The sequence below is a fragment of the Pseudomonas sp. GW823-FHT05G12 genome (assembly GCF_058795575.1).
On record NZ_CM179501.1, the window covers coordinates 3873320 to 3895825 of the forward strand.

22 protein-coding genes and 1 riboswitch are annotated in these 22506 nt (G+C 63.3%); of the genes, 14 read left to right on the top strand and 8 right to left on the bottom strand.

All coding sequences use genetic code 11. The annotated features are described in order from the left end of the window. Window positions 1-198: riboswitch (cobalamin riboswitch) on the top strand. 111 nt (window positions 199-309) lie between these two features. The 4 genes from AC3RCM_RS17730 to AC3RCM_RS17745 are packed head-to-tail and all read left to right on the top strand — an operon-like array spanning window position 310 to window position 3573. Continuing rightward, on the top strand, window positions 310-1320 hold the full coding sequence (locus AC3RCM_RS17730) for an ABC transporter substrate-binding protein (RefSeq protein ID WP_064492444.1): 1011 nt from the start codon (window positions 310-312) through the stop codon (window positions 1318-1320). Then, entirely contained in the window at window positions 1320-2336 is a 1017-nt protein-coding gene (locus AC3RCM_RS17735) for a FecCD family ABC transporter permease (RefSeq protein ID WP_064492443.1), read from the top strand. The genes AC3RCM_RS17730 and AC3RCM_RS17735 overlap by 1 nt, the downstream gene beginning before the upstream one ends. Beyond that, window positions 2333-3121, top strand: coding sequence for an ABC transporter ATP-binding protein (locus AC3RCM_RS17740; protein ID WP_104887371.1), 789 nt, complete (start codon window positions 2333-2335; stop codon window positions 3119-3121). The genes AC3RCM_RS17735 and AC3RCM_RS17740 overlap by 4 nt, the downstream gene beginning before the upstream one ends. Before the next feature lie 17 nt (window positions 3122-3138). Further along, window positions 3139-3573, top strand: coding sequence for a pseudoazurin (locus tag AC3RCM_RS17745; RefSeq protein WP_409322068.1), 435 nt, complete (start codon window positions 3139-3141; stop codon window positions 3571-3573). Between the two features lie 156 nt (window positions 3574-3729). On the opposite strand, the gene AC3RCM_RS17750 is transcribed toward AC3RCM_RS17745, so the two are convergent. Next, window positions 3730-4227, bottom strand: a complete 498-nt coding sequence (locus AC3RCM_RS17750; protein ID WP_003250486.1) for a GNAT family N-acetyltransferase — start codon at window positions 4225-4227, stop codon at window positions 3730-3732. A 133-nt stretch (window positions 4228-4360) separates the two neighbouring features. Between AC3RCM_RS17750 and AC3RCM_RS17755 the strand changes: the two genes are divergently transcribed. The 6 genes from AC3RCM_RS17755 to AC3RCM_RS17780 all read left to right on the top strand — a co-directional run bounded on the left by AC3RCM_RS17755 (window position 4361) and on the right by AC3RCM_RS17780 (window position 10403). Then, complete coding sequence (locus AC3RCM_RS17755; RefSeq protein WP_064492440.1) at window positions 4361-4840, top strand: FHA domain-containing protein; 480 nt, start codon at window positions 4361-4363, stop codon at window positions 4838-4840. Window positions 4841-4899: 59 nt separating this feature from the next. Further along, on the top strand, window positions 4900-6471 hold the full coding sequence (locus AC3RCM_RS17760; RefSeq protein WP_064492439.1) for a sensor domain-containing diguanylate cyclase: 1572 nt from the start codon (window positions 4900-4902) through the stop codon (window positions 6469-6471). Window positions 6472-6630: 159 nt separating this feature from the next. Further along, a complete protein-coding gene (locus AC3RCM_RS17765; RefSeq protein ID WP_104962090.1) occupies window positions 6631-7407 on the top strand; it encodes a ParA family protein in 777 nt (258 codons plus the stop codon). A gap of 180 nt (window positions 7408-7587) precedes the next feature. Beyond that, window positions 7588-8925, top strand: a complete 1338-nt coding sequence (locus AC3RCM_RS17770; RefSeq protein WP_064492437.1) for an MFS transporter — start codon at window positions 7588-7590, stop codon at window positions 8923-8925. Between the two features lie 183 nt (window positions 8926-9108). Then, window positions 9109-9558, top strand: a complete 450-nt coding sequence (aroQ, locus tag AC3RCM_RS17775; protein WP_014591603.1) for a type II 3-dehydroquinate dehydratase — start codon at window positions 9109-9111, stop codon at window positions 9556-9558. After that, window positions 9555-10403: a shikimate dehydrogenase gene (locus AC3RCM_RS17780; RefSeq protein ID WP_010953360.1), complete on the top strand. Its 849-nt coding sequence runs from the start codon at window positions 9555-9557 to the stop codon at window positions 10401-10403. The genes aroQ and AC3RCM_RS17780 overlap by 4 nt, the downstream gene beginning before the upstream one ends. A 113-nt stretch (window positions 10404-10516) precedes the next feature. On the opposite strand, the gene AC3RCM_RS17785 is transcribed toward AC3RCM_RS17780, so the two are convergent. Continuing rightward, complete coding sequence (locus AC3RCM_RS17785; protein ID WP_064492436.1) at window positions 10517-11032, bottom strand: thioredoxin family protein; 516 nt, start codon at window positions 11030-11032, stop codon at window positions 10517-10519. 10 nt (window positions 11033-11042) lie between these two features. Next, complete coding sequence (locus AC3RCM_RS17790) at window positions 11043-11318, bottom strand: DUF2790 domain-containing protein (RefSeq protein WP_064492435.1); 276 nt, start codon at window positions 11316-11318, stop codon at window positions 11043-11045. A gap of 220 nt (window positions 11319-11538) precedes the next feature. Between AC3RCM_RS17790 and AC3RCM_RS17795 the strand changes: the two genes are divergently transcribed. From AC3RCM_RS17795 to AC3RCM_RS17810, 4 genes are all read left to right on the top strand, one after another. Beyond that, window positions 11539-12279, top strand: coding sequence for a response regulator (locus AC3RCM_RS17795; RefSeq protein ID WP_014591607.1), 741 nt, complete (start codon window positions 11539-11541; stop codon window positions 12277-12279). Next, window positions 12276-13562 carry a sensor histidine kinase gene (locus tag AC3RCM_RS17800; protein WP_010953357.1) on the top strand — a complete coding sequence of 429 codons (1287 nt, stop codon included), beginning with the start codon at window positions 12276-12278 and terminating at the stop codon, window positions 13560-13562. The genes AC3RCM_RS17795 and AC3RCM_RS17800 overlap by 4 nt, the downstream gene beginning before the upstream one ends. A 169-nt stretch (window positions 13563-13731) precedes the next feature. Further along, window positions 13732-14349, top strand: a complete 618-nt coding sequence (locus AC3RCM_RS17805) for a ferric reductase-like transmembrane domain-containing protein (protein WP_020192806.1) — start codon at window positions 13732-13734, stop codon at window positions 14347-14349. 14 nt (window positions 14350-14363) lie between these two features. Further along, complete coding sequence (locus AC3RCM_RS17810; RefSeq protein WP_492629041.1) at window positions 14364-14852, top strand: HvfX family Cu-binding RiPP maturation protein; 489 nt, start codon at window positions 14364-14366, stop codon at window positions 14850-14852. A 34-nt stretch (window positions 14853-14886) separates the two neighbouring features. Here AC3RCM_RS17810 and AC3RCM_RS17815 read toward each other — a convergent pair whose 3' ends face one another. The 5 genes from AC3RCM_RS17815 to AC3RCM_RS17835 form a co-directional block, all read right to left on the bottom strand. Beyond that, on the bottom strand, window positions 14887-15582 hold the full coding sequence (locus tag AC3RCM_RS17815; protein ID WP_190869109.1) for an HvfC family RiPP maturation protein: 696 nt from the start codon (window positions 15580-15582) through the stop codon (window positions 14887-14889). Further along, window positions 15575-16408 (bottom strand): HvfB family MNIO-type RiPP peptide maturase, encoded by an 834-nt coding sequence (locus tag AC3RCM_RS17820; protein WP_064492430.1) that lies wholly within the window; start codon window positions 16406-16408, stop codon window positions 15575-15577. Before AC3RCM_RS17820 ends, AC3RCM_RS17815 begins: the two co-directional genes overlap by 8 nt. A 74-nt stretch (window positions 16409-16482) precedes the next feature. After that, window positions 16483-16974, bottom strand: a complete 492-nt coding sequence (locus AC3RCM_RS17825) for an HvfA family oxazolone/thioamide-modified RiPP metallophore (protein ID WP_064492429.1) — start codon at window positions 16972-16974, stop codon at window positions 16483-16485. Between the two features lie 174 nt (window positions 16975-17148). Continuing rightward, the gene (locus AC3RCM_RS17830; protein ID WP_049587595.1) at window positions 17149-17700 is read right to left on the bottom strand and encodes a DUF4174 domain-containing protein; all 552 of its coding nucleotides are present in this window, start codon (window positions 17698-17700) and stop codon (window positions 17149-17151) included. Between the two features lie 228 nt (window positions 17701-17928). Continuing rightward, window positions 17929-22422: an NEL-type E3 ubiquitin ligase domain-containing protein gene (locus AC3RCM_RS17835; protein WP_492629042.1), complete on the bottom strand. Its 4494-nt coding sequence runs from the start codon at window positions 22420-22422 to the stop codon at window positions 17929-17931. Window positions 22423-22506 lie beyond the last annotated feature (84 nt).

Genomic DNA, 22506 nt, shown 5'->3' on the forward strand with positions numbered 1-22506 from the left:
TCTACCATGCGGGCCGCCGGTTTCCACCACGGAACTAACAGGGAATCCCAGGCCTGCCAATACAGGCCAATCGGAACTGCCCCCGCAACTGTAGGTGCCGAGCCTGCTCCATCGATGCCACTGGGCCTGCCGCCCGGGAAGGCCGGAGCCGGGCCGTGACGCACCAGTCAGGAGACCTGCCGGCCTACATTCACCAACCGGCGGGGTGTCCGGGATTGGCCATCCGTGTTGCCCCAGCCACCCGCTGGGGCTCGGCGATGCCTGTCCGTGCGTTCCTCACCAGAACTGTCCGATAGGAGATCGCCCAGCATGCTGCCCCGTTTCGCCACCCTGCTCGCGGGCCTAAGCCTCACTGGCCTGGCCCAGGCCGCTGCCACCCACTATCCGCTGACGGTCGACAACTGCGGCAAGCCGCAGGTTTTTGCCCAGGCGCCGCAGCGCGCCGTCACCATCGGCCAGGCCGGTACCGAGCTGCTCTATGCCCTGGGGCTGGGTGACAAGCTGGCGGGCACCTCGCTGTGGTTCAACAACGTATTGCCGGAATACCAGGCGGTGAACGCCAAGGTGCCGCGCCTGGCCGACAACGACCCCAGCTTCGAGGCGGTGGTCGGCAAGCGCCCGCAGCTGGTCGCGGCGCAGTTTGAATGGATGGTCGGTGCCCAGGGCGTGGTCGCCACCCGCGAGCAGTTCGATGAGCTGAAGATCCCCACCTACGTGCTGCCATCGGACTGCGAGGGCAAGGACAACCTGGTCGGTGCAGACGGCACCCGCCTGCAAGCGTTCCAGGTAGACAGCATCTACAAGAGCGTCAGCGAACTGGCCGAGATCTTCGACGTTCAGGACCGCGGCGCGGCACTGAACGCCGAGTTGCAAGGGCGCCTCGACAGCGCCAGGGCACAACTGGCCGGCAAGGACCTGTCGGCAACTTCGGCGCTGTTCTGGTTCTCCAGCGCCGACCTGGACATCGACCCCTATGTGGCCGGCCGCCAGGGTGTCGCCGACTTCATGCTGCGCACCCTCGGTGTGCGCAACGTGGTCGAGTCCAGCGAAGAATGGCCAAGCGTAGGCTGGGAAACCCTGGCCAAGGCCAATCCGACCTGGCTGATCATCGCGCGCATGGACCGCCGCCGTTTCCCCGCCGACGACTACCAGAAAAAGCTCGAATTCCTGCGCAGTGACCCGGTAACCCGCAACATGGACGCGGTAAAGCACGACCGCATCATTATCCTGGACGCCGACGCCATGCAGGCCGGCATTCGCCTGTTCCGCGGCGTGCAGACGCTGTCCACGGCCTTCGCCAGCGGTAAAGCAGCCCCGTGATGATCCGCCTGTTACCCTGCATCGCAGTTGCCCTGGCCGCCCTGTTGGTCGCCCTGCTGGCCGGTACCGCCATTGGCGAAACCAACCTGTCGCCCAGCGTGGTCGGCCAGGTGCTGGCCAACCACCTGTGGCAAGCCGCCTACCCGGTGGACCCGATCGACGCCGGCATCGTCTGGAACTACCGCCTGACCCGCACCCTGGTCGCGGCCGCTTGCGGCGCTGGGCTGGCCACCTGCGGTGTCATCCTGCAGGCGATGTTGCGCAACCCACTGGCCGAGCCCTACCTGCTGGGGCTGTCTGCCGGCGCCTCGACCGGCGCGGTACTCGTCGGCCTGTTGGGCCTGGGTAGCCTGGCATTAAGCATGTCCGCAGGGGCTTTCATCGGTGCCGGGGCCGCATTCGCCCTGGTGCTGGTGCTGGCCCGCGCGGCCGGCCCGAGCAGCAACAATGCACCAGTCATCCTTGCCGGTATCGCCGGCTCGCAGCTGTTCAATGCACTGACCGCCTTCCTGATCACCAAGTCGGCCACCGCCGAACAGGCGCGCGGCATCCTGTTCTGGCTGCTGGGCAACCTGAGCGGCGTGCGCTGGCCTTCGGTGTGGCTGGCCGTACCGGTGGCGGTTTTCGGCTTGCTGGTGTGCCTGTGGCATCGCCGTGCGCTGGATGCCTTCACCTTCGGTGCCGATTCGGCCGCCTCGCTGGGCATCCCGGTGCGGCGCACCCAGTTGCTGCTGATCAGTTGCGCAGCGTTGGTGACGGCTGTGATGGTGTCCATTGTCGGCGCCATCGGTTTTGTCGGGCTGGTTATCCCCCATGCCCTGCGCCTTCTGCTCGGCCCCGGGCACAGCCGTCTGTTGCCCGCCAGCGCACTGGGCGGTGCGCTGTTCCTGATTGCGGCAGACATTCTTTCGCGCACGCTGATCACCGGCCAGGTGATCCCGGTGGGCGTGGTTACGGCGCTGATCGGTGCCCCCGTATTCGCGCTGATTCTGGTCAGCCGTCGGGGGCGCCCATGACCGCCATGGCAGCTGTTCGCATCCCTCCGCTGGCCTGCCATGGGCTGGGGCTGCAACTGGCCGGAAATACCGTGCTCAGCGATATCGACCTTCGCGTTGTCGCCGGTGAAACCCTGGGCATCGTCGGCCCCAACGGCTCGGGTAAGTCCTCGCTGTTGAAGTTGCTGGCAGGGCTGCGCAAACCCGCCTGCGGCAGCGTGCAGCTCCTGGGTGAGCCACTGGCACAGATGCCCCGCCGCCGTGTTGCCCAGGCGCTGGCGCTGGTCGAGCAACAGGCCGACACACTCGATGCGATCAGCGTGTTCGACGCGGTTGCCTTGGGCCGCACGCCGTGGCTCTCGGCCCTGGCACCGTTCTCCCGGCAAGACTGCGCCATCGTCGAGCAAGCCTTGGCCGACCTCGACGCCCTGCACCTGCGCACGCGCCTGTGGGGGTCGCTGTCCGGTGGCGAGCGCCAGCGTGTGCACATCGCCCGCGCGCTGGCCCAACGGCCGCAGGTGCTGCTGCTGGACGAACCGACCAACCACCTGGACATCCAGCATCAGCTGAGCCTGCTGCAACAAGTGCAGGCGCTGCCGGTTACCACCCTGGTGGCGCTGCATGACCTCAACCAGGCGCTGACCTGCGACCGTGTCGCGGTTCTCGACAAGGGCCGTCTCGTCGCCCTCGGCACCCCCTTCGAAGTGCTTACCCCAGAGCGCCTGCTAAGCACCTTCGGCGTCCACGCCCACTACCTCACCGACCCTTTCGACGGCGTGCGCATCCTGCGCTTTCGCGCCCCCTGAACCTGGTAGCCCTGCCCATGCTGTTGCGCCCTGTCGCCCTGCTGCTCGCCAGCACCCTGCTAGCCCCGACCGCACTGGCCGAAGTGCATGAAGTGAAAATGCTCAACCGTGGCAGCGACGGCGCCATGGTCTACGAGCCTGACCACTTGCGCATTGCCCCCGGCGACAGCGTGCGCTTCCTGCCGAGCCACAGCGGGCATAATGCCGCCAGCGTGGCGGGCCTGCTACCCACCGGTGCCGAACCGTTCAAGAGCAAGCTGAACCAGCCGTTCGAGCACACCTTCAGCGTGCCGGGCGTTTACGGTATCCAGTGCATTCCACACGTGGCCATGGGCATGGTCATGGTGATCCAGGTCGGTGACGCGCCTGCAGCCGAATTGCCGGCCAGCTTGCCGGCGCGGGCCAAAGCCCGCTTTGCCGCACAGTTGCAAAAGCTCGAGGCCGGGCAGTGAGGCGGCTATTCGGGCCGCTCACACCCTGGCCGGCTCCGCCCAGTTGCGAAGCATGGGCTTTACCGAGGATGGCAACTGGAACCTCCTCAACCGCAGTGCGTTCGACCCAGTGACCCAGGGCGCGATCTTCATCGCCAATAGGCACGTTCCCACAGGTCAGCGTAATCGCAACTGCATGTGCGTGGTCTGCCACACCGGGTCCTGCTCCACATCCACCACCGTGAAGCCTTGCCGCTCCCAGAACGCAATGGCACCTGGCAGAAACGGATGAGTATGCAAGTAAAGGCAGTCCAAGCCCGCTTGCATCGCCCGTTCGCGCAAGGCACCAAACAAGGCAGCAGCCAGGCCATGCCTGCGGTAGGCCGGCAACACGAACAGCCGCACCACCTCGACTACCCGCTCTGCGCGGTAATCAAGCTGGGCAAAGCGATGGTCATAGGGCAAGTAACCGATCACCGCAACCAGCCGCCCACCCTCACGGGCTTCCAGAAAGCAGCCGGCGCCGTCCAGGTAAGTGTCGGCGAAATGCGCCAGGTCACGCGGCAAGGGTGCGTTGGCGAGCATCGGAAAAAGCGCGCGGCGAGCGCTGTCGACAAACGCCAGCACTTCGGCAATGGCGTCACGCGCCACAGGTTGCAGGGTCCAGTTCGGCATCGGGCTGTTGCCAGTGTGGTTGGGAGCGTAGGGTTCTACCGCAGCGTGCCGCTCAAGGCAAATCACGGGGCTCGTCGCGGCAAGGCGGACATCGGTATAATCAGCAGTCTTCACTGCCCGACCAGGCCACACCATGCCTCGCCTCCCGAAGTTGCTGTTACCCCTGTTGCTGGCTGCTGCACTCACCGCCTGCGACCAGAAACCCTCCCGTGAAGATCAGATCCTCAGCCAGCTGCCGCTGCAGGACGCCTACACGCACAACATCGAGCGCATGTCCGCGCTGCTGGGCCGCAGTCATCCGCAGTTGTCGCAAGCGACCATCCAGGACGTACTGCGCAAGCACCTCACCGTCGAGGACCAGCGCCGGGACCTGTTCCGCCTGTACAGCGAAAAGAACTTCAGCGACGCCGAATTCGCCACCATCGTCGCCGCCACCCAGGACCCAGCCAAAGCTCGCGCCCTGGAAGACACCGAAGCCGGCAAACGCTTGAGCGAAAAACTCACCGCCCTGATGCGCGAAACCGCCCGCGATGTGAACGTGCAGGCCTTGGTCGAGCAGCGCATGCAACGGGTGGAAGACGAACTTGAGGCGCTGGACAATGCAGGCTCTTGAGCGCTGCTGGCCAAGGTAACTTCCGTTCAGCCGCCCTTTACGATCACCCGAGGTCAGGATTGACACACACCAAGCATGGATTGCGCCTGGATCTACGTACACTCATTCTGGTGCTCTGCGCCCTCACCGCAGTGGTCATGCTGTGCGCCAGCTATTTCGCCAGCTACCGGGTGCAGCGCCAGCTATTGATCGACAATGCCCTGGAAGCCAACCGGGTGTATGCGACAAAGCTGGCCAGCATCACCGAAACCTTCATAGGCAATGCCTTGCAGCAACTGATGTTCAGCGCCAGCGTACAAAGCCGGCAGTTGAGCGATGCCGCTGCGCTGCAGGTGGAAAGCGACCGCGTACTGGGCCAGAGCATGGCCTTCAACTCCACCTTCGTGATCGATGCCAACGGTGTACTGCTGGCAGTATCCCCCGCCCCGCTACGCCACCTGGTCGGCACCCACGTGCAGTCACCCGGCGCCCTCGAAGCCCTGCACGAACGCCGTCCACTGGTTTCCACGCCCTACCTGTCGGCGGCCGACAACCTGGTGGTCGCGCTGTCGCAACCCATTTTCGATCGCAACGGCCGCTACCTGGGGTATGTCGGTGGCAGCCTGTACCTGCGTGAACGCAACATCCTCAACAGCCTGCTGGGCGAGCATTTCTACAAGGACGGTTCGTACCTGTATGTGGTCGACCGCAACCGACGCCTGCTGTACCACCCCCATAGCGAGCGGGTAGGCACGGTGGTGGAGGGCAATGCGCTGATCGACCAGATGGCGAAACTGGACAGTGGTACCCGGCAGCTGACCAATAGCCTGGGCGTGGAAATGCTCGCTGGCTTCGCCACTGTGCCCAGCGCCGGCTGGGGCGTGGTAGCGCAGCAGCCCTTGGTGCAGACGGTGGCGCCGTTGCACCACCTGGTGCTGAACGTGATCGCCAGTTCGGCGCCCTTGGCGCTGGTTGGCAGCCTGCTGCTGTGGTGGCTGGCCCGTACCATCGCCCGCCCGCTGTGGAAACTCGCCGCCGGTGCCCGCACGATGGACCGCGCCGGTACCGCCGAGCATTTGCATCAGGTGCGGGCCTGGTACTTCGAGGCGGCCGAGCTCAAGCGCGCGTTGCTGTTCAGCCTGAACTTGCTGCAAGAGCGTATCGGCCGGCTCAATCGGGACGCCCAGACCGATCCGCTGACCGGCCTGGGCAACCGCCGCAGCCTGGAAATCAGCCTGTCGTTACTGGAGGCTGAAAACCGGGAGTTTGCAGCCATTGCGCTGGATATCGACCACTTCAAGCGGATAAATGACAGCCATGGACACGACGTGGGCGACCAGGTGCTGCGCCAGCTGGCGGAGCTCATGCGCCGTTGTTGCCGCGAGGGCGACCTGTTGTGTCGCACCGGTGGCGAGGAGTTCCTGATTTTGCTGCCTGGGGCCACCCTGAACGTGGCGGCCGCGGTGGCCGAACGGTTGCGTGTGACCGTACAGGAGATGCCAGTGGAATCGGTGGGCGCCGTGACGATTTCGCTGGGAGTGACGCACTGGGATGGCGAGACTCACGGTGAGCCCATGAACGCACTGGGCGAGGCTGACCGGGCGCTTTACCGGGCCAAGCAAGAGGGGCGCAACCGGGTCGCTTTTGCCTGAACGTCTTGTGTTGTCCCCATTGGGCGGGCTTGCCCGTGAAAATGCCGGTACAGGCTACGATGATTCGGTGGCTTGTAACAATTCCTGTCATAAAACTGCAGCCTTTCAGTCATAGGATTGACCCCGACCTGACATTTTTACTTCATGGATGAGCGTCTCATGCGTCGTGTGGTTTTCAATCAGAAAGGTGGCGTCGGCAAATCCAGCATCGCCTGCAACCTCGCCGCTGCCAGCGCCGCCGAGGGCTACCGAACCTTGCTGGTCGACCTCGACCCGCAGGCCAATGCCACCTTCTACCTCACCGGGCTGGTCAACGACACCATTCCACCCGGCATCGCCGACTTCTTCCGCCAGACCTTGTCGCCAGTTACCGCCGCCGGCAAGAAGCACCGCGTGGCAATCACCGAAACCCGCTACAACAACCTGCACCTGGTCACCGCCAGCCCAGACCTCAGCGACCTGCAAAGCAAGCTGGAGAGCAAGTTCAAGATCAACAAGCTGCGCAAGTTGCTGGTGGCACTGGAGGAGGACTATGAGCGGATCTACATCGACACCCCACCCGCGCTGAATTTCTACACCTTCAGCGCGCTGGTGGCGGCCGAGCGTCTGTTGATTCCGTTCGACTGCGACAGTTTCTCGCGCCAGGCCCTGCACAGTGTCATGGCCGAGGTCGAAGAACTGCGCCAGGACCACAACCCCGCGCTGCAGGTGGAAGGTGTGGTGGTCAATCAGTTCGCCGGCCGCACCGCGCTGCACCAGACCCTGGTTGAGCAGCTGCGCAACGAAGGCATGCCGGTGCTGCCGGTGTACCTGAGCAGTTCGATCAAGATGCGTGAATCGCACCATGCCTCGGTGCCATTGGTGCATTTGGCGCCGCGGCATAAACTTGCCCTGGAGTTCATCGATTTGCTGGATGTGCTTGAGCGTGCGGCCTGACAGGCCATTGGGGGCACTCCGGCTGTAACCTGCTGCACCGGTCGAATCAGGTATACCGAGGTCGCCCTCGACAAAGCGCCTTGCAGCGCTCGGCTATCTACTGGCAAGCACAATAACGATGGCGCGGCCCGACTGCGCCACTTTCAACATGGCTGCCAAAGGAAACCGGAGAGCACCCGCATGTCCGCACATCATGAGGTATCCCCCGCCACCCTGCGCAGGGTAATTGCCGCTTCGGCCATCGGCAATTTCGTCGAATGGTTCGACTTCGCCGTGTACGGCTTTCTCGCCACGCTGATCGCCAGCCAGTTCTTCGCCAGCGAAGACGCCAGCGTGGCCTTGCTCAAAACCTTCGCGGTATTCGCCGTGGCCTTTGCGCTGCGCCCTTTGGGCGGCATCGTCTTCGGCGCCTTGGGCGACCGCCTGGGACGCAAGCGCATCCTGTCGCTGACCATCTTGCTGATGGCCGGCTCCACCACGTTGATCGGCCTGCTGCCGACCTACGCCAGTATCGGCCTGGCAGCCCCGGCGCTGCTGACCCTGGCCCGCTGCCTGCAGGGTTTTTCTGCCGGCGGCGAATATGCCGGGGCCTGCGCCTACCTGATGGAGCACGCGCCTGACGACAAGCGTGCCTTTTATGGCAGCTTCGTGCCTGTGTCGACCTTTTCCGCCTTTGCCTGTGCGGCAGTGATCGCTTATGGCCTGGAAGCCAGCCTGTCGACCGAGGCGATGAATGCCTGGGGTTGGCGCATTCCGTTCCTGATTGCCGCACCGCTGGGACTGGTCGGCCTGTACCTGCGCTGGCGCATGGAAGAAACCCCGGCGTTCCGCGAAGCCGTCGCCCAGGGCAAGGAGCACGAGCATTCACCGCTGAAGGAAACCCTGCGCCACCATGGCCGGGTCATTCGCAACCTGGGGGCGTTCATTTCGCTGACCGCGTTGTCGTTCTACATGTTCACCACCTACTTCGCCACCTACCTGCAACTGGTCGGCAACCTGACCCGTGCGCAGTCACTGCTGGTGACCACCGTGGCCCTGCTGTTCGCTGCCGTGGGCTGCCCGCTGGCCGGGGCATTTTCGGACCGGGTGGGGCGGCGCAAGACCATCGGTTTTACCTGCCTGTGGGTGATGCTTTGCGTGTTCCCGGCGTACTGGCTGGCCAGCTCTGGCTCGATGTCGGGTGCGCTGCTGGGGGTAATCCTGCTCGCGGTGGGGGCGTTGTGCAGCGGCGTGGTTACCGCAGCATTGCTGTCGGAAAGCTTCCCTACCCGTACCCGCTACACCGCTTCGGCGATTACCTACAACGTGGCCTACACGCTGTTTGGCGGCACAGCACCGCTGGTGGCAACCTGGCTCATCGGACAGACCGGCAGCAGCCTGGCACCGGCGTTCTACCTGGTGGTGATTGCGCTGGTGGCGTTGGTGGGCGGGTTGGCGTTGCCGGAAACGTCGCGGATTTCTTTACATGAGGACGTAGGCGTGGACGGTGTGCGGGCTGGAGCCCGAAGGACCGTTTAAGCGTTCTGGGGCTGCCTTGCAGCCCCACATTCACAAATGTCTTCCTGCTGCCTTTCACGCCAATCCCCTTGAAGAAGTTCGATAATCGCCCACTTTCCCGGTGCGACGACCTTGTCCAATTGACGGAACTAACCAGTCAGTACAAAACTACGGGCATTCAACAACAACAAAGCGATGCCCGTCATGAAGCCCCTTATTCTCGTGCTCAACGGCCCCAACCTGAACATGCTGGGCACCCGCGAGCCTGCCCAGTACGGCCACGAAACCCTCGCTGACCTGGCTCAGGGATGCGCCGATACTGCCCAGGCCCACGGCCTGGAAATCGAATTCCGCCAGACCAACCACGAAGGCGAACTGATCGACTGGATCCACGCCGCCCGTGGCCGCTGCGCGGGCATCGTGATCAACCCTGGCGCCTGGACGCACACCTCGGTCGCCATCCGCGATGCCCTGGTGGCCAGCGAACTGCCGGTAATCGAGGTGCACCTGTCCAACGTGCACAAACGCGAGCCGTTCCGTCACTTGTCGTTCGTATCGTCCATCGCCGTCGGTGTCATTTGCGGCCTGGGCAGCCACGGCTACCGCATGGCGCTGAGCCACTTCGCCGAGCTGTTGCAGGAGCGTGCGGCATGAGCCAGCAAGCCATCCTTGCCGGCCTGATCGGCCGCGGCATCCAACTGTCACGTACCCCGGCCCTGCACGAACACGAAGGCGACGCCCAGGCCCTGCGCTACCTGTACCGGCTGATCGACGCCGACCAGCTGCAACTGGACGACAGCGCCCTGCCTGGCCTGCTCGAAGCCGCGCAACATACCGGTTTCACCGGGCTGAACATTACCTACCCGTTCAAGCAGGCAATCCTGCCGTTGCTCGACGAGCTGTCCGACGAGGCCCGTGGTATCGGCGCGGTAAACACCGTGGTGCTCAAGGACGGCAAGCGCGTCGGCCACAACACCGATTGCCTGGGCTTTGCCGAAGGCTTGCGCCGTGGCCTGCCCGACGTTGCACGGCGCCAGGTGGTGCAGATGGGTGCCGGTGGCGCTGGCTCGGCCGTGGCCCATGCCCTGCTGGGTGAAGGGGTAGAACGGCTGGTGCTGTTCGAAGTGGATGCGACCCGTGCGCAGGCGTTGGTGGACAACCTGAACACCCATTTCGGCGCGGAGCGCGCCGTGCTTGGCACCGACCTGGCCACAGCCTTGGCCGAAGCGGACGGGCTGGTCAACACCACGCCGGTGGGCATGGCCAAGCTACCGGGCACGCCACTGCCGGTGGAGTTGCTGCATCCCCGCCTGTGGGTGGCAGAGATCATCTACTTCCCGCTGGAGACCGAACTGCTGCGCGCGGCCCGGGCACTGGGCTGCCGCACGCTGGATGGCAGCAACATGGCGGTGTTCCAGGCGGTGAAGGCATTCGAGCTGTTCAGCGGGCGGCAGGCGGATGCGGCGCGGATGCAGGCGCACTTTGCCAGTTTCACCTGATAGAAAAGTGTTGGCTTCTTCGCGGGCACGCCCGCTCCCACAGGTACTGCGCAAACGTTACTGATTGCACTCTCCCTGTGGGGCATGCCCGCGAAGAGGCCGGTACAGGAGAATCACCCTTTTTCATCCAGCAAAGCCTGTATCACCTGTTCCTGCCCACCATAATCCCCCTCGCCAAAGTGCACATGGCGTACCTGCCCCTTGCGGTCGACAAAGTAATGCGCCGGCCAGAACTGGTTGCCCCAGGCATTCCACACCTTGTAGTCATTATCTACCGCCACCGGATACCCGATACCCAACCGGGCTACCTTGTCCTGCAAAGTCGCCACATCATGCTCGTAGTCGAACTCGGGCGTGTGCACCCCCACCACCACCAGCCCTTGATCGGCATAGCGCCGCGCCCAATCATTCACATGCGGCAGGCTGCGCCGGCAGTTGATGCAGTCCCAGGTCCAGAAGTCCACCAGCACCACCTTGCCCTTGAGCCCCGGGGCATCCAGGGGCGGCGAATTCAACCACTGGCTGGCGCCCGCCAGCGATGGCATGGCGCCGTAGCTGTCGCGTGCCTTCAGGTGCCCCGCCAATCCAAGCCCCGTCAGCGCCAGCGCAAAACCACCTGCCTTGAGCATCCGGCGCCGATCAGTTTTCATGGCAACCGTCCGTGGCATAGGTGAGGTACTGCACGCTTTGCCGCTGGCCATGGGAGTCAAGGTAGTCCATTCGGGTATTCACCAGGCCACAGGCATTGCGCTGATCATCCTGCACCGACAGCACTCTCTTCACATCCAGAGGCTCATCGTAGCGGTACTGCATGACCCCACCATCCTGCATCGGGGCAGTGGCGGCCTGGGCAGCGATGGCGCCGAAGCTGAGCACGGCGAACAGGCTGGCGCTGGCGATAGTCTTGACGTTCATGGCTTCTCTCCTGGGTAACACTTAGGGGTGGGGAGTGTTGCTCCCCGGTCGAGAGCCATTTCACGTCAGCCAGGTATCCCGCATGTGTCGCCCAACGTTGTGATGTGCCTCCTGCTGTATCCCTACCCGTGCCAGATACACTGCAATACAAACTCCCGCAGGCAAGGGCGAACGCGCTCGGTACACTGCGCCCAACCCACTTTGCACAGGAACCCAGCGCATGGAACACGTCGATCACATCCTGATCGTCGACGACGACCGCGAGATCCGCGAACTGGTCGGCAATTACCTGAAGAAGAACGGCCTGCGCACCAGCATCGTTGCCGACGGCCGGCAGATGCGCGCCTTTCTCGAAGCCAACAGCGTCGACCTGATCGTGCTCGACATCATGATGCCTGGCGACGACGGCCTGCTGTTGTGCCGCGAGCTGCGCGCCGGCAAGCACCGCAATACGCCGGTGCTGATGCTGACCGCCCGCAATGACGAAACCGACCGCATCATCGGCCTGGAAATGGGCGCCGACGATTACCTGACCAAACCGTTCTCGGCCCGCGAACTGCTCGCCCGCATCAACGCCGTGCTGCGCCGCACACGCATGCTGCCCCCCAACCTGACCATCAGTGAAAGCAGCCGCCTGCTGGGTTTCGGTCAATGGCGCCTGGACACCACCGCGCGCCACCTGCTCGACAGCGAAGGAACCCTGGTGGCCCTGAGCGGCGCCGAATACCGCCTGCTGCGGGTGTTCCTCGACCACCCGCAGCGGGTGCTCAGCCGCGAACAGCTGCTTAACCTGACCCAGGGCCGCGAAGCCGACATCTTCGACCGCTCCATCGACTTGCTGGTCAGCCGCCTGCGCCAGCGCCTGGGTGACGATGCCCGCGAGCCCAGCTGCATCAAGACCGTGCGCAGCGAGGGCTACGTGTTTTCGCTGCCGGTGCAATTGCTCGAGACCCCCTCATGAAATGGCCGCGCACCCTGGCCTCGCGTCTGGCGCTGATCTTCTTCACCGGCCTGGTATTGGCTTATGGTCTGTCGTTCGGCCTGCAGGCCTACGAGCGCTATATCAGCAGCCGCTCGATGATGCTCAGTAACCTCGAACAGGACGTGGCGACTTCGGTTGCCATCCTTGACCGCCTGCCCGCAGCCGAGCGTGCCGCCTGGCTGCCACGCCTGGAACGGCGCACCTACCGCTATCGCCTCGACCAGGGCCTGGCAGGCGAAGCGATGCCCAGCAGTGACCCACCGATGGCCGCCGCGTCGATCGTCAAGGCCATTGGCAGCGACTACCGCCTGACCTTCCTGGAAATCCCGGGGCCCAATGCGCACTTCCAGGCGCACCTGAAGCTGGCCGACGGCGCGCCACTTACCATCGACGTGACGCCAGCACCGGTCCCGGTAGCCCGTTGGTTGCCCGTGGTACTGCTGATTCAGCTGGCTGTGCTGTTGCTGTGTACCTGGCTGGCGGTACGCCTGGCCATCGGCCCGCTAACCCGTCTGGCCCAGGCAGTGGACAACCTCGACCCGGACCAGCCCGGCGTGCAACTGGATGAAAGCGGGCCACGCGAGGTGCGTTACGCTGCCGTGGCCTTCAACGCCCTGCAGGCGCGCATTGCTGCCCACCTCAAGGAACGCATGCAGTTGCTGGCGGCCATTTCCCACGACCTGCAAACCCCGATCACTCGCATGAAGTTGCGGGTCGAAGTGATGGATGAGGGGGTCGAAAGGGACAAGTTCGGGAGCGACCTGGATGAAATGGAACACCTGGTGCGCGAAGGCGTGGCGTATGCCCGCAGCATGGACAGCAGCACCGAAGCGACCTGCCGGGTCAACCTTGATGCCTTTCTCGACAGCCTGGTATTCGACTACCAGGACAGCGGCGCCCAGGTCGAACGCCACGGCAGCAGCGATACCCTGCTGGAAACCCGCCCGCATGCGCTGCGCCGGGTACTGGTGAACCTGGTCGACAACGCCCTGAAGTTTGCAGGTGCTGCCGAGCTGCAAGTGTCTCGCGAGGGCAGTACCACCATCATCCGCGTGCTCGACAACGGGCCCGGGATACCCGTTGACGAGCTGGATGAAGTGCTCAAGCCGTTCTACCGGGTGGAAGGTTCACGCAATCGCAGCACGGGTGGCACCGGCTTGGGCCTGGCCATTGCCCACCAGCTGATCCGGGCCATGGGGGGCCGGCTGACCCTGAGCAACCGCGAACAGGGCGGATTGTGCGCGCAGATCGAACTCACCTGAACGGCTTCTGCGATCGTTGGCAGGAACGGCCTTGTGTCTCGATCGGGCCGTTCCTGTAAAAAGCGAGGTCGCCTCTACAAACAGATACACAACTGCATCCCCCTGACACACTGCAGATACCCCGCCTCGAGACACTCCCGGTCACACAACCACACCCCGGGAGTCCCTGATGAAAGCCTTCACCTTGCCCACCGGCTGGACGCTGTTCGCCGCCCTCGCCGGCCTGACCTTGGCGATGACCGCCGTAGTACTGGCCAGCCAACCTGACCCGGACGGCTTGCGCAGTGCCATCCGTGCCACCGCACGCAGCTCGTTCGCACTGTTCCTGCTGGCGTTCCTGGCCTCGTCGCTGGTGACCTTGCTGCCTGGCACAGCAAGCCGCCGCATCCTCCAGGAGCGACGCTACCTGGGGTTGGCATTCGCGTTCTCCCACACCGTGCATGGCGTGCTGATCTATCGCTACGCCCAGCAATTCCCCGAGCTGTTCTGGGCCGGCCGCACGCTCACTTCCAGCCTGCCCGGCACGGTCGGCTACCTGTTCTTGCTGCTGCTCACCGCCACCTCGTTCAAGGCCCCCATGCGGCTATTGGGCGGCCGTGCCTGGCAAGCGCTGCACAGCAGCGGCATGTGGGTGCTGGCTGCCGTGTTCTGCCTGTCGTTCTACAAGCGCATTCCCATGGGGGGCTGGTACCCGCTGGCGTTCGCCCTGATGTTCAGCGCCATCGCCGTCAAGCTAACCGCCAAAGTGGCCCGTAAACAACGCCGCAGCACCCGCGCCCTTGCCTGAAGAGAGCACCGCAAATGACGACCTTGACCCGTACCCTGACCACCGTTGACCGCCTCGGCAGCTGGAGCGCCGACGTGCCATTACGGGTATTTCTGGCCTGGGAGTTTTACGAATCCGGCCTGGAGAAATTCAACGGCAGCAACTGGTTCGCCGACCTGCAGTCCAGCTTCCCGTTCCCCTTCAACCTGCTGCCCGCGGAGCTGAACTGGCAGCTGTCGATGTGGGCCGAGTTGGTACTGCCGTTGCTGCTGTTGCTGGGCCTGGGTACCCGGTTGGCATCATTGGGTTTGATGGTGGTGACCGTTGTAGCGATAGCGGCAGTGCACTGGCCGGCGCACTGGTCGGGCCTGGCGGAGCTGGCCCAAGGCTATGCCATTACCGACCAGGGCTTCGGCAATTACAAGTTGCCGCTGATCTACTTGGTGGCGTTGCTGCCACTGCTGCTCAAGGGCGCCGGGCGCCTTAGCCTCGATCATTGGCTGGGCATGCGGTTCGGCAAATGAGGATCGGGGGCTGCTGCGCAGCCCCCCAATGCCTTCAAACTGTTCCGACAATGACACCCTGCTCGCGCAATGCTTCCAACAATGCCAACCCTTGCTGCATATCTCCGCCCAATGCCTGCAGCCGCTCTCTTCCAGTCCCTTGCTCCACCAGCAACCGATATGCCATAGGTGCCAACCGGGCAAAGCGCACCTGCAACCGGGCATCGCGATAAACCAGCAGCAAGCTCGGCGATGCTGGGGCAACCGTTGGCTGGTAGTCCACGCCAATGCGTTCCACCGGCCAACGATAGGCCAGGACCCGCGCCACACAAGACAACAACGGCTCTCCAGCCAGCAGGTCACCACCCGGGTCATGCGCCGGATCCTCGGCATCGCTCAGGTACAGTTGCGCCTCGACCCACTCATAGTGCGCCAGCTCCAGCTGCCAAGGGGTGTCCAGCGCCACATGTTGCAGGTAGTCGACGAACGTCTCGGCAATTTCGGTAAACAACGGCGTCTGGCAACGGTAACTGGCGTAGAAATCACGTACTCGGGCATGCCAGCGCTGCTCGCCCAACGCCTGGCGCATCACCGGGAAGCTGCCAGCCAGCAAGCCTTCGATGGCACCATAGAACAACTCACGGTAAACCTTCAGGCGCCGGGCCTCGACGCCGGGCGGCGGGGCATGGCGCTGTGGGTCGCGCAGGTGACGGGCCAAGGCATACTGCTGCGCACGCAGGGTCTCATTCATCTGCTTGCCCTCCGGCAGCGCATTGCACAGCACGCATACGCGCCGTCTCGGCCAACAGCTCGGCCAAGGGCGGGTAGTTGAAATCACGTTCAAGCACCGTCGGCTGTACGCCAAAGCGCGCACAAGCGCTGGCGTACAGCGCCCAGACATCCTCCTTCACGGCTGCCCCGTGGGTATCCACTTTGAGGTCCGGCGCTTCATCGTAATGCCCGGCAACGTGCATCCCGGTCACCCGCGCCTGGGGCAAGCCTGCAAGGAATTGCTGGGCGTCGTAGCCATGGTTGCAGGCGTTGACATAGACATTGTTGACGTCCAGCAGCAGGTCACAATCCGCTTCTTCGAGCACCGCCTGGATGAAGTCGAGCTCGCTCATCGCCTGATACGGCGCGGCATAGTAGCTGATGTTCTCCACGGCAATGCGCCGCTCCAGCTGCTCCTGAGCCTGGCGTATGCGCGCGGCCACATGGCGTACGGCTTCATCGGTGAACGGGATGGGCATCAGGTCGTACAGGTGCCCGTCATCACTGCAGTAGCTCAGGTGCTCGCTGTACAGTCGCACCTGGTATCGGTCGAGAAACTGCCGGGTCTGCTCGAGGAAATGGCGGTCCAGCGGCGCACTGCCACCCAGCGATAAAGACAACCCATGACAGGTGACAGCAAAGCGCTCCGCCAACTGGGCCAAGCCCTTGCCATAGGCGCCGCCCACGGCAATCCAGTTTTCCGGCGCACACTCCAGAAAGTCCACTGCACCCGCCTCCATGGCCAGCAGTTCCGGCAACAGGCCGCGACGCAAGCCTAGGCCGACGTTCAACATCGCAGGAAACATAAAAGTTCTCCAACAGGCACAACGCCCCACCTGGCCAGCAGGAGGAGCGTTGTGGCGTTTCATGGGGTAGAACGTCAGGGTTTGCCGGTCAGGTGGCTGAACAAGCCGTCCGGCATGGCTTTGCCATTGGCCTGGTAAATCGCCTTGAGGTGATCCGCCGCTTCCTGCTCGGAGATGAAACCGTCATGGTTGCGGTCGATCGTGTCGAAATCACCGGCACGGTCCTTGGCCACCGCCAGAAACTCATCGCGCGAGACCTTGCCATCGTGATTGCTGTCGGTTCTGGCGAACGAGGCGTCACCACACTTGCCTTCACCACACTTGCCCTCAGCCCCGGCCTTGGCGCCGGCGCCGCACTTGCCCTCACCACACTTGCCTTCGCTTTGGGAAGCCTTGCCGCTCCCCCCGCACTTGCCCTCACCACACTTGCCCTCGCCGGCCACTTTGGCCGAGGCCAGTTGGTAACCTTGAGCCAGCGGCTCGACGGCGAACGCACTGTTGCTCAATGCCATGCTGCCGATCAGGGCGGCGCCGAGCAGGCCGAGGGTGTTTTTTGCTTGAGTCATGATGCAGCTCCACTGGGGTTGGAAAGTGGAGCCATTAGGCCGTTGCGGTTTGTCGGGGATGTATCGTGCCAGGCGCGCTTTTGTATGGCAGTAGGTCTGCAGCACAGGCAGATACAGTGCGATACACACCACCCGGCAACGGGCCCCAAGGTGCCTTGGGGCCATGAGGCGTGATCAGTCTTCCAGCGGTTTGGGCGGGGCCGCTGGCTTGGCGGGCTTGGCCGGCTTGCTGTCCTTTTCCTTGGCTTGCGGGGCCGCCGCTACGGGCTCGGGTGCCGCCACCGCCTTTTCGCTGGCAGGTAGATCATCGACCGCCTTGAGGATCACCTGCGGGTCGATGGCCTCGCCGGTGTCGTCGTCCTTGAGCATGTGCCGCTCACCGTCCTTGCCCACCAGAATCACCTTGGTACCCTTGCTCGCCCCCAGCTTCAGTTCCCGAATCAGGGCCATTGTGGTCTGCTGCTCCAGGTTCTTGTCTTCTCGCTTGCCCATCATGTTGGCGACGCTGTACAGGACAAGGTTGCGCTCCTTGAACGCGGCCTGGGTGGCCGGGTCCTCAAGCGCCTTGTTCAGCCCTCGCAACGTCGGGTCGGCACTGCTGGGAGCGATAACCACCAATGGTCTGGCCTTGCCCAGTTCCTTGGCTAGAGGCGCATCACTGTCTGCGGCAAACAGGGGGCCGGCAACAGCAAGCAAGGTTGCGAGGGTCAGTGACCGGACAAGCATGCGTATCTCCTTATTGTCTCGATAAACCAATGACTACAGATCATGGAGAAAAATCCGACAGGGAGCCTAAACCACTTCATTCCAGAACGGGGTGTGCAAAAGTAACTGTCGATTTCCGAGCCACCTGAAGCCAAGACTACGTCGCTGGTACAAACCACAGTCAGCTTGATTGAGCATAGCCCAAAGCCGCTTTGGCAGGGCCAGGCGAGCCCTTGCCCTGAGCGTATGTCAACGCACATCGATCGATGGCCCCTTGGGTCCCTCTTCCATCGCTTGAATCGTCATATCCAGCATCAGCCCTCTGCGTGCAGCGCGCTGAGCATCACGAATGGCATCCGCCTGGTCGATCATGGCCCCTTCGCTCAGCGCTTCGTCGTCAAGCACCCTTTCAAGCTGCCTTCTGAACGGCAGGTCGACCGCAGCGAATCGCTCAGGATGGGAACGCTCCAGGTGCGCCTGCCAAAATTCACGGTCAACCATGGAGCGGGCAACCTCTTCCGGGGTTTCTGCATCCCGCACCGCAGCCTCTGCTTGTGCAAGGTCCGCATCCAGGACGCCTGAGATCGCAAGAAAGCTCATTTCTCCCACCTGCAATGGCAGGTCGAGACGCTCCCTCAGCCCGATCCTGAAAGCCAACCCCACCTCGCTTCCTTCCTGCGTCCTGCCATGCTGTAGCGCCCATCGGGTAGCGAACAGGTCGACTGCATCCTGGCGCCATAAACGTCTGCCCAGGTCTAGCAAAGCGCGTTCGCTTCCTCCCTGAGCCGCGTGCTCAACCTGCCAAACCAACAAATTCAGTTCAAGGTTGCTCAAGCACCAGGTTGCACCGTCCTGGCACCCCCACTCATCATTGGCCACTGACAGCAAGTTTTGCCGCAGCTCTGGCGTAATGGCCATCGCTTGCAATACCGCCATTACCCGATTGCCCAGTGCACGCGCATTGACACGAAAGTCTTCGGACAGCAACAACTGGCGAAGCACCCGGAAAAAACGCTCGGCGTCCTGCCCTGAATCCAGCGAGTCCCAGGCAGCAAGCATCAAGCCGCGATGCTCCGGGGCCACGGCATCCCCCCATACTTCACGCGCGTGCTGCAGCCGCAGAAGCACTTGCTCCTCGTCGAGGGCAGGATCGTCGCTGCTCAACGAAGCCTGCAAGCGTGACGTCTGGGCCTCGCCCAAGGGGTTCGCATTCAAGCGGAACCGCCGCCGCTGCCACACGGGCAACTGATAGAAACCCTCTGGAATGTGCCTGATCCGGTTATCCCGCAAGTCAATGGATACCAACTGAGCGTTGTCGAACACGCCCAGTGGAAACTGCGAGATCTGTGTGTCGCGCAAGTTCAGCCAACGCAATTCAGCCAAACCCGCCAACGTGAACCTGCTCCCCAGGGGGTTGTGGGACAGGTCGAGAGACTGCAGGCTCGTGCAACTGGCCAGTGTGGCGGTTTGTGCAATGTTCAGGACGATCCGGTTGTTGGTCAGGCTCAGATGCCGCAACTGCGCTATCTGCAGCAACGGCTGCGGAAGGCGCGTCAGCAGGTTCCCACCCAGATCGAGGGTTTGCAGGTTAGGGAAAGCCAGCAATAGGCTGCTGGGCACCTCCAGAAGGTCAAGGTGCAGCAGCGACAGGCTGGTCACACCTCTGAAGCTGACCTGTGGGGGTATGTTGGGCAAGCCGCTCGATCTGAAATTGCAGAACATGACGTGGAGGTTTTCCTGTGCATTGATTTGCAGTTCCCCCACGCCCACCGACCGCCGCCAGCAATTGAACAACGTCTGGCGTAGAGCCTCTCGATCTTCCCTGACATCGCCCTGCCCTCGTGCCACCCAGGTATTCAGTGTCATGCGCAGGATGGCGAACTCATTGCGAAGGTCAGCCAGTACGTGTTCAATCTGATGCCCTGAACGCCTGGCGTCATCGGCGAAGGTCTCGACCTGCTCATCACTCAACCACGGAAAGAGATCGCGCAGCGTTGCCCTCAGGGCACTCCCCCTTGATGCGAAACCACCCACTCCGCCACCACCCAGCGGGTAGCCAATACGTCCATCGGCCAAGCGCACGGGCCCTCGGACAGCACCTGGGCGTACCGCGCCAAGCAAACGACTGATCTCATCACGATGGCGTGCCGCTTCGCGCGCCAGTATCACCCTGAGGTTGTGCTCGAAGGGATCGCCGATCCCCATCGCCTGCCGTTGCGCTTCGGTATAGGCTGGCGCCATGACGTCGAACAACTCACCTGCCTCACCCAGCCCCGTGCCTTGGCTGCCATGCAGTTGAAACCTACCGTTAACGTGCACCAGATCGAACGCCCGCTGCCCTTGCTCGGTCTTCGCCAGTATCGGCCCGCCCAGGGAGCCTTCGTAAAGGCGCCAGCACACACCTTGTTCGCTTCCGGGTAGATACCGCAACAAGCCCAAGGCCACCCGTGCCAGGTCTGCATGCTGCGGCGTATCAAGGTACAACGCTTCAAATACCCGAGCCTGGCGGGTAGCCAGCACGCTGCCCCTTGCCGCCTCGGCCAGCCCCAGTGCAACCCTTCCGCTGGACAGCAGCCGCATGCGATCAACGCTGCTGGCGGCCTGTACCAGTGCTTGCGCAGTGCGCGCGCTCAGCCCCGGGAACACCCGGCGCAGCGCCGCGCTGCCAGGGGTATCGCTGGGCTGCAAGGCTTCGAAAAGGTGCTGCAGCAGTGTTCGCCGCTGCGTCCAGGCCAACGCGGCCAGTGCGTGATCTGCCAGGCCACTCGCGCCTGGCAAGCGCCGAGCGTGATCGAGCACTGTTGTATCGTCTACCGGCTCGCCGCTGCGCAAACGGCCAATCATGCTGCGGATGCGTTGATCAAGCCTGACCCGCGCCACGCTGTCGATCATCCCGGGGCTCGGTGCCTGGGCGTGTACATGCAGGCCACGCAGGTCGTCGCCATCAAGGCCGTGGAACAGCAGAACCTGATCGATCTGTTCGTCATTCAGCCCACTGAAGGGTTCGCCCAGACGCCGGAACATGCGGTATTTGTCGGTCCACCGAGCCGGTTGCTCGCACCACAACCGCCAGGCACCTGAGCCGTTGGGACGCAGCAACGGCCCGTGGCCGTCGACCGGATACAACTGCCATTGATCATCACCCGCCTCTGTCACGCGATAGTGATGCCCGTCCATTTCGATCCAGGCCCGCCCGTCCTGACGCCGAATACCCAAGGCGTCCGGGCTTGAGGCTGCAACGGGTGCCTGGCTTTGAAACGGGGTCAAATCTTGTTGCCAGAGTTTCTCTGTGCCGTCCTCCAGCCGAGCCGGCACCAGGGCATCGACCTTCGCAGAGCGTGCCCAAACCCGTCGAGCCACACCCACCCCGGCTACCGTGGTCGCCAGCACGGCAAGGTCTGTCGCTACATGGATCAAATGGTCGAGCGCCTCCTGGCGATCGCCTTCCTGCCAGGCCTCGACGCCATGGTAGACCTCACCCAGCAGTTCGCAGGCCGTCACGGCCAGCAGCGCCAGGCCAAGCCCTGGCAGAAAGAAACTGGCCAGGTTGAGCAGCGCCCATCCTTCGGCTTCAAGGCGCAGGTCATGCTGGCGCTGAACCTCACGATCCAGCCTGGCCACGGGGACCGCGATCATCGCCGCATCGTCCTTGATCTGGTGGATACGTGCCTGTGCCAGGCTGATGAACAACGGCTGCGGGTAAGCCTGCAAGCGCGGTTCGAGATCGCGAAAAGCCCAGCTCGGCAGGTCATCGAAGCGCTCCGCGACCTGGGCGAAAAAAGCCTGGCTGTCTCGCCGCAGCACGAAGCGGCTGAAAAAACGCTGGTAGGCCTTGTCTCGCAAGCAACGGCCCAGTTCGCGGTTCAGTTTGTCGATGCTCTCGAACGCGCGCCAAGGCGAAAAAGGGTCCCCAGGCACGTAAAGCAAAACCCGCCGCGTCGTGTTGAACAGGACGCCCTGCTCAATGACAACGAACACGGTGACCTGCTCGATCGGGCAACCCAGCAATTTCAGTTGCCTGGCCAGCACAAGGTCGCCCGCCAGGCGCGGCAGTTCCCCCTTCTCGCACACAGCCACCATCACATTGAGTTCGCTGGCATCCAGCGTTCCCTCCTGCCTGGCTTTGTAGGCGTCCACAAGCATGGTGTAGCGCCTGGCATCTACAAACTGAGACACCAGGCGCTCGGCACTGCCAGCGGGCGTGAGGATGGCATCCAGATGACGTTGATAGCGCTCACCCAGGTCCAGCTCACGACACAGTCCGGCAAACTCGATGCTTGTAGGGGGTTTGACCGTGCCGTGGCGTGGAAGCAGCAGGCGGTTACCGCGCGGCTGGCCACCTTCCTGCGCCTGGGCGGCCGTGAAGTTGCGCAATGCCACTTCGAGCAGCGGCTTTTCTTCATAGACCACGGCCGTCAGGTGCGCGCCCACCGGCTGACTGTTGATCACAGCTTCCCGGCGGCCCTCCAGAAACCTGAGCGAGTAAGGGTTACGGCCAAGCCCATAACGCTCGTCGAGGGCCTTCCCCAGGGCTGATGCGACGAAACTGTCGATGCCCTCGATACCTCGCAGCACCGTGTTCACTTGCTCACAGCAGCGAAGGCTGTTTGACAATGCCCTGCCGATCTCAGGCAGTTGCTCAGCAGGTGCATGACGCAACCAAGGTGGCAGGCGCCTGCCGATGATGCCGTCCTGGAAAGCATCGATGGCGGCCTGCGCATCTGACGGCAAAGTGGTGTCCATAGCGGGGGCCTCTTCATGAAAAGAGGCCAGACTAAGTTGCCTGCTCCCCGCCAGGCGCTATATAGCTAATGCCTGCGCTCAGAC

What these genes read in the sequence shown, in the direction of transcription:
- AC3RCM_RS17730 (WP_064492444.1), top strand. Translation starts at nt 310, where the DNA reads ATGCTGCCCCGTTTCGCCACCCTGCTCGCGGGCCTAAGCCTCACTGGC.
- AC3RCM_RS17735 (WP_064492443.1), top strand. Translation starts at nt 1,320, where the DNA reads ATGATCCGCCTGTTACCCTGCATCGCAGTTGCCCTGGCCGCCCTGTTG.
- AC3RCM_RS17740 (WP_104887371.1), top strand. Translation starts at nt 2,333, where the DNA reads ATGACCGCCATGGCAGCTGTTCGCATCCCTCCGCTGGCCTGCCATGGG.
- AC3RCM_RS17745 (WP_409322068.1), top strand. Translation starts at nt 3,139, where the DNA reads ATGCTGTTGCGCCCTGTCGCCCTGCTGCTCGCCAGCACCCTGCTAGCC.
- AC3RCM_RS17750 (WP_003250486.1), bottom strand. Translation starts at nt 4,227, where the DNA reads ATGCCGAACTGGACCCTGCAACCTGTGGCGCGTGACGCCATTGCCGAA.
- AC3RCM_RS17755 (WP_064492440.1), top strand. Translation starts at nt 4,361, where the DNA reads ATGCCTCGCCTCCCGAAGTTGCTGTTACCCCTGTTGCTGGCTGCTGCA.
- AC3RCM_RS17765 (WP_104962090.1), top strand. Translation starts at nt 6,631, where the DNA reads ATGCGTCGTGTGGTTTTCAATCAGAAAGGTGGCGTCGGCAAATCCAGC.
- AC3RCM_RS17770 (WP_064492437.1), top strand. Translation starts at nt 7,588, where the DNA reads ATGTCCGCACATCATGAGGTATCCCCCGCCACCCTGCGCAGGGTAATT.
- aroQ (WP_014591603.1), top strand. Translation starts at nt 9,109, where the DNA reads ATGAAGCCCCTTATTCTCGTGCTCAACGGCCCCAACCTGAACATGCTG.
- AC3RCM_RS17780 (WP_010953360.1), top strand. Translation starts at nt 9,555, where the DNA reads ATGAGCCAGCAAGCCATCCTTGCCGGCCTGATCGGCCGCGGCATCCAA.
- AC3RCM_RS17785 (WP_064492436.1), bottom strand. Translation starts at nt 11,032, where the DNA reads ATGCTCAAGGCAGGTGGTTTTGCGCTGGCGCTGACGGGGCTTGGATTG.
- AC3RCM_RS17790 (WP_064492435.1), bottom strand. Translation starts at nt 11,318, where the DNA reads ATGAACGTCAAGACTATCGCCAGCGCCAGCCTGTTCGCCGTGCTCAGC.
- AC3RCM_RS17795 (WP_014591607.1), top strand. Translation starts at nt 11,539, where the DNA reads ATGGAACACGTCGATCACATCCTGATCGTCGACGACGACCGCGAGATC.
- AC3RCM_RS17800 (WP_010953357.1), top strand. Translation starts at nt 12,276, where the DNA reads ATGAAATGGCCGCGCACCCTGGCCTCGCGTCTGGCGCTGATCTTCTTC.
- AC3RCM_RS17805 (WP_020192806.1), top strand. Translation starts at nt 13,732, where the DNA reads ATGAAAGCCTTCACCTTGCCCACCGGCTGGACGCTGTTCGCCGCCCTC.
- AC3RCM_RS17810 (WP_492629041.1), top strand. Translation starts at nt 14,364, where the DNA reads ATGACGACCTTGACCCGTACCCTGACCACCGTTGACCGCCTCGGCAGC.
- AC3RCM_RS17815 (WP_190869109.1), bottom strand. Translation starts at nt 15,582, where the DNA reads ATGAATGAGACCCTGCGTGCGCAGCAGTATGCCTTGGCCCGTCACCTG.
- AC3RCM_RS17820 (WP_064492430.1), bottom strand. Translation starts at nt 16,408, where the DNA reads ATGTTTCCTGCGATGTTGAACGTCGGCCTAGGCTTGCGTCGCGGCCTG.
- AC3RCM_RS17825 (WP_064492429.1), bottom strand. Translation starts at nt 16,974, where the DNA reads ATGACTCAAGCAAAAAACACCCTCGGCCTGCTCGGCGCCGCCCTGATC.
- AC3RCM_RS17830 (WP_049587595.1), bottom strand. Translation starts at nt 17,700, where the DNA reads ATGCTTGTCCGGTCACTGACCCTCGCAACCTTGCTTGCTGTTGCCGGC.
- AC3RCM_RS17835 (WP_492629042.1), bottom strand. Translation starts at nt 22,422, where the DNA reads ATGGACACCACTTTGCCGTCAGATGCGCAGGCCGCCATCGATGCTTTC.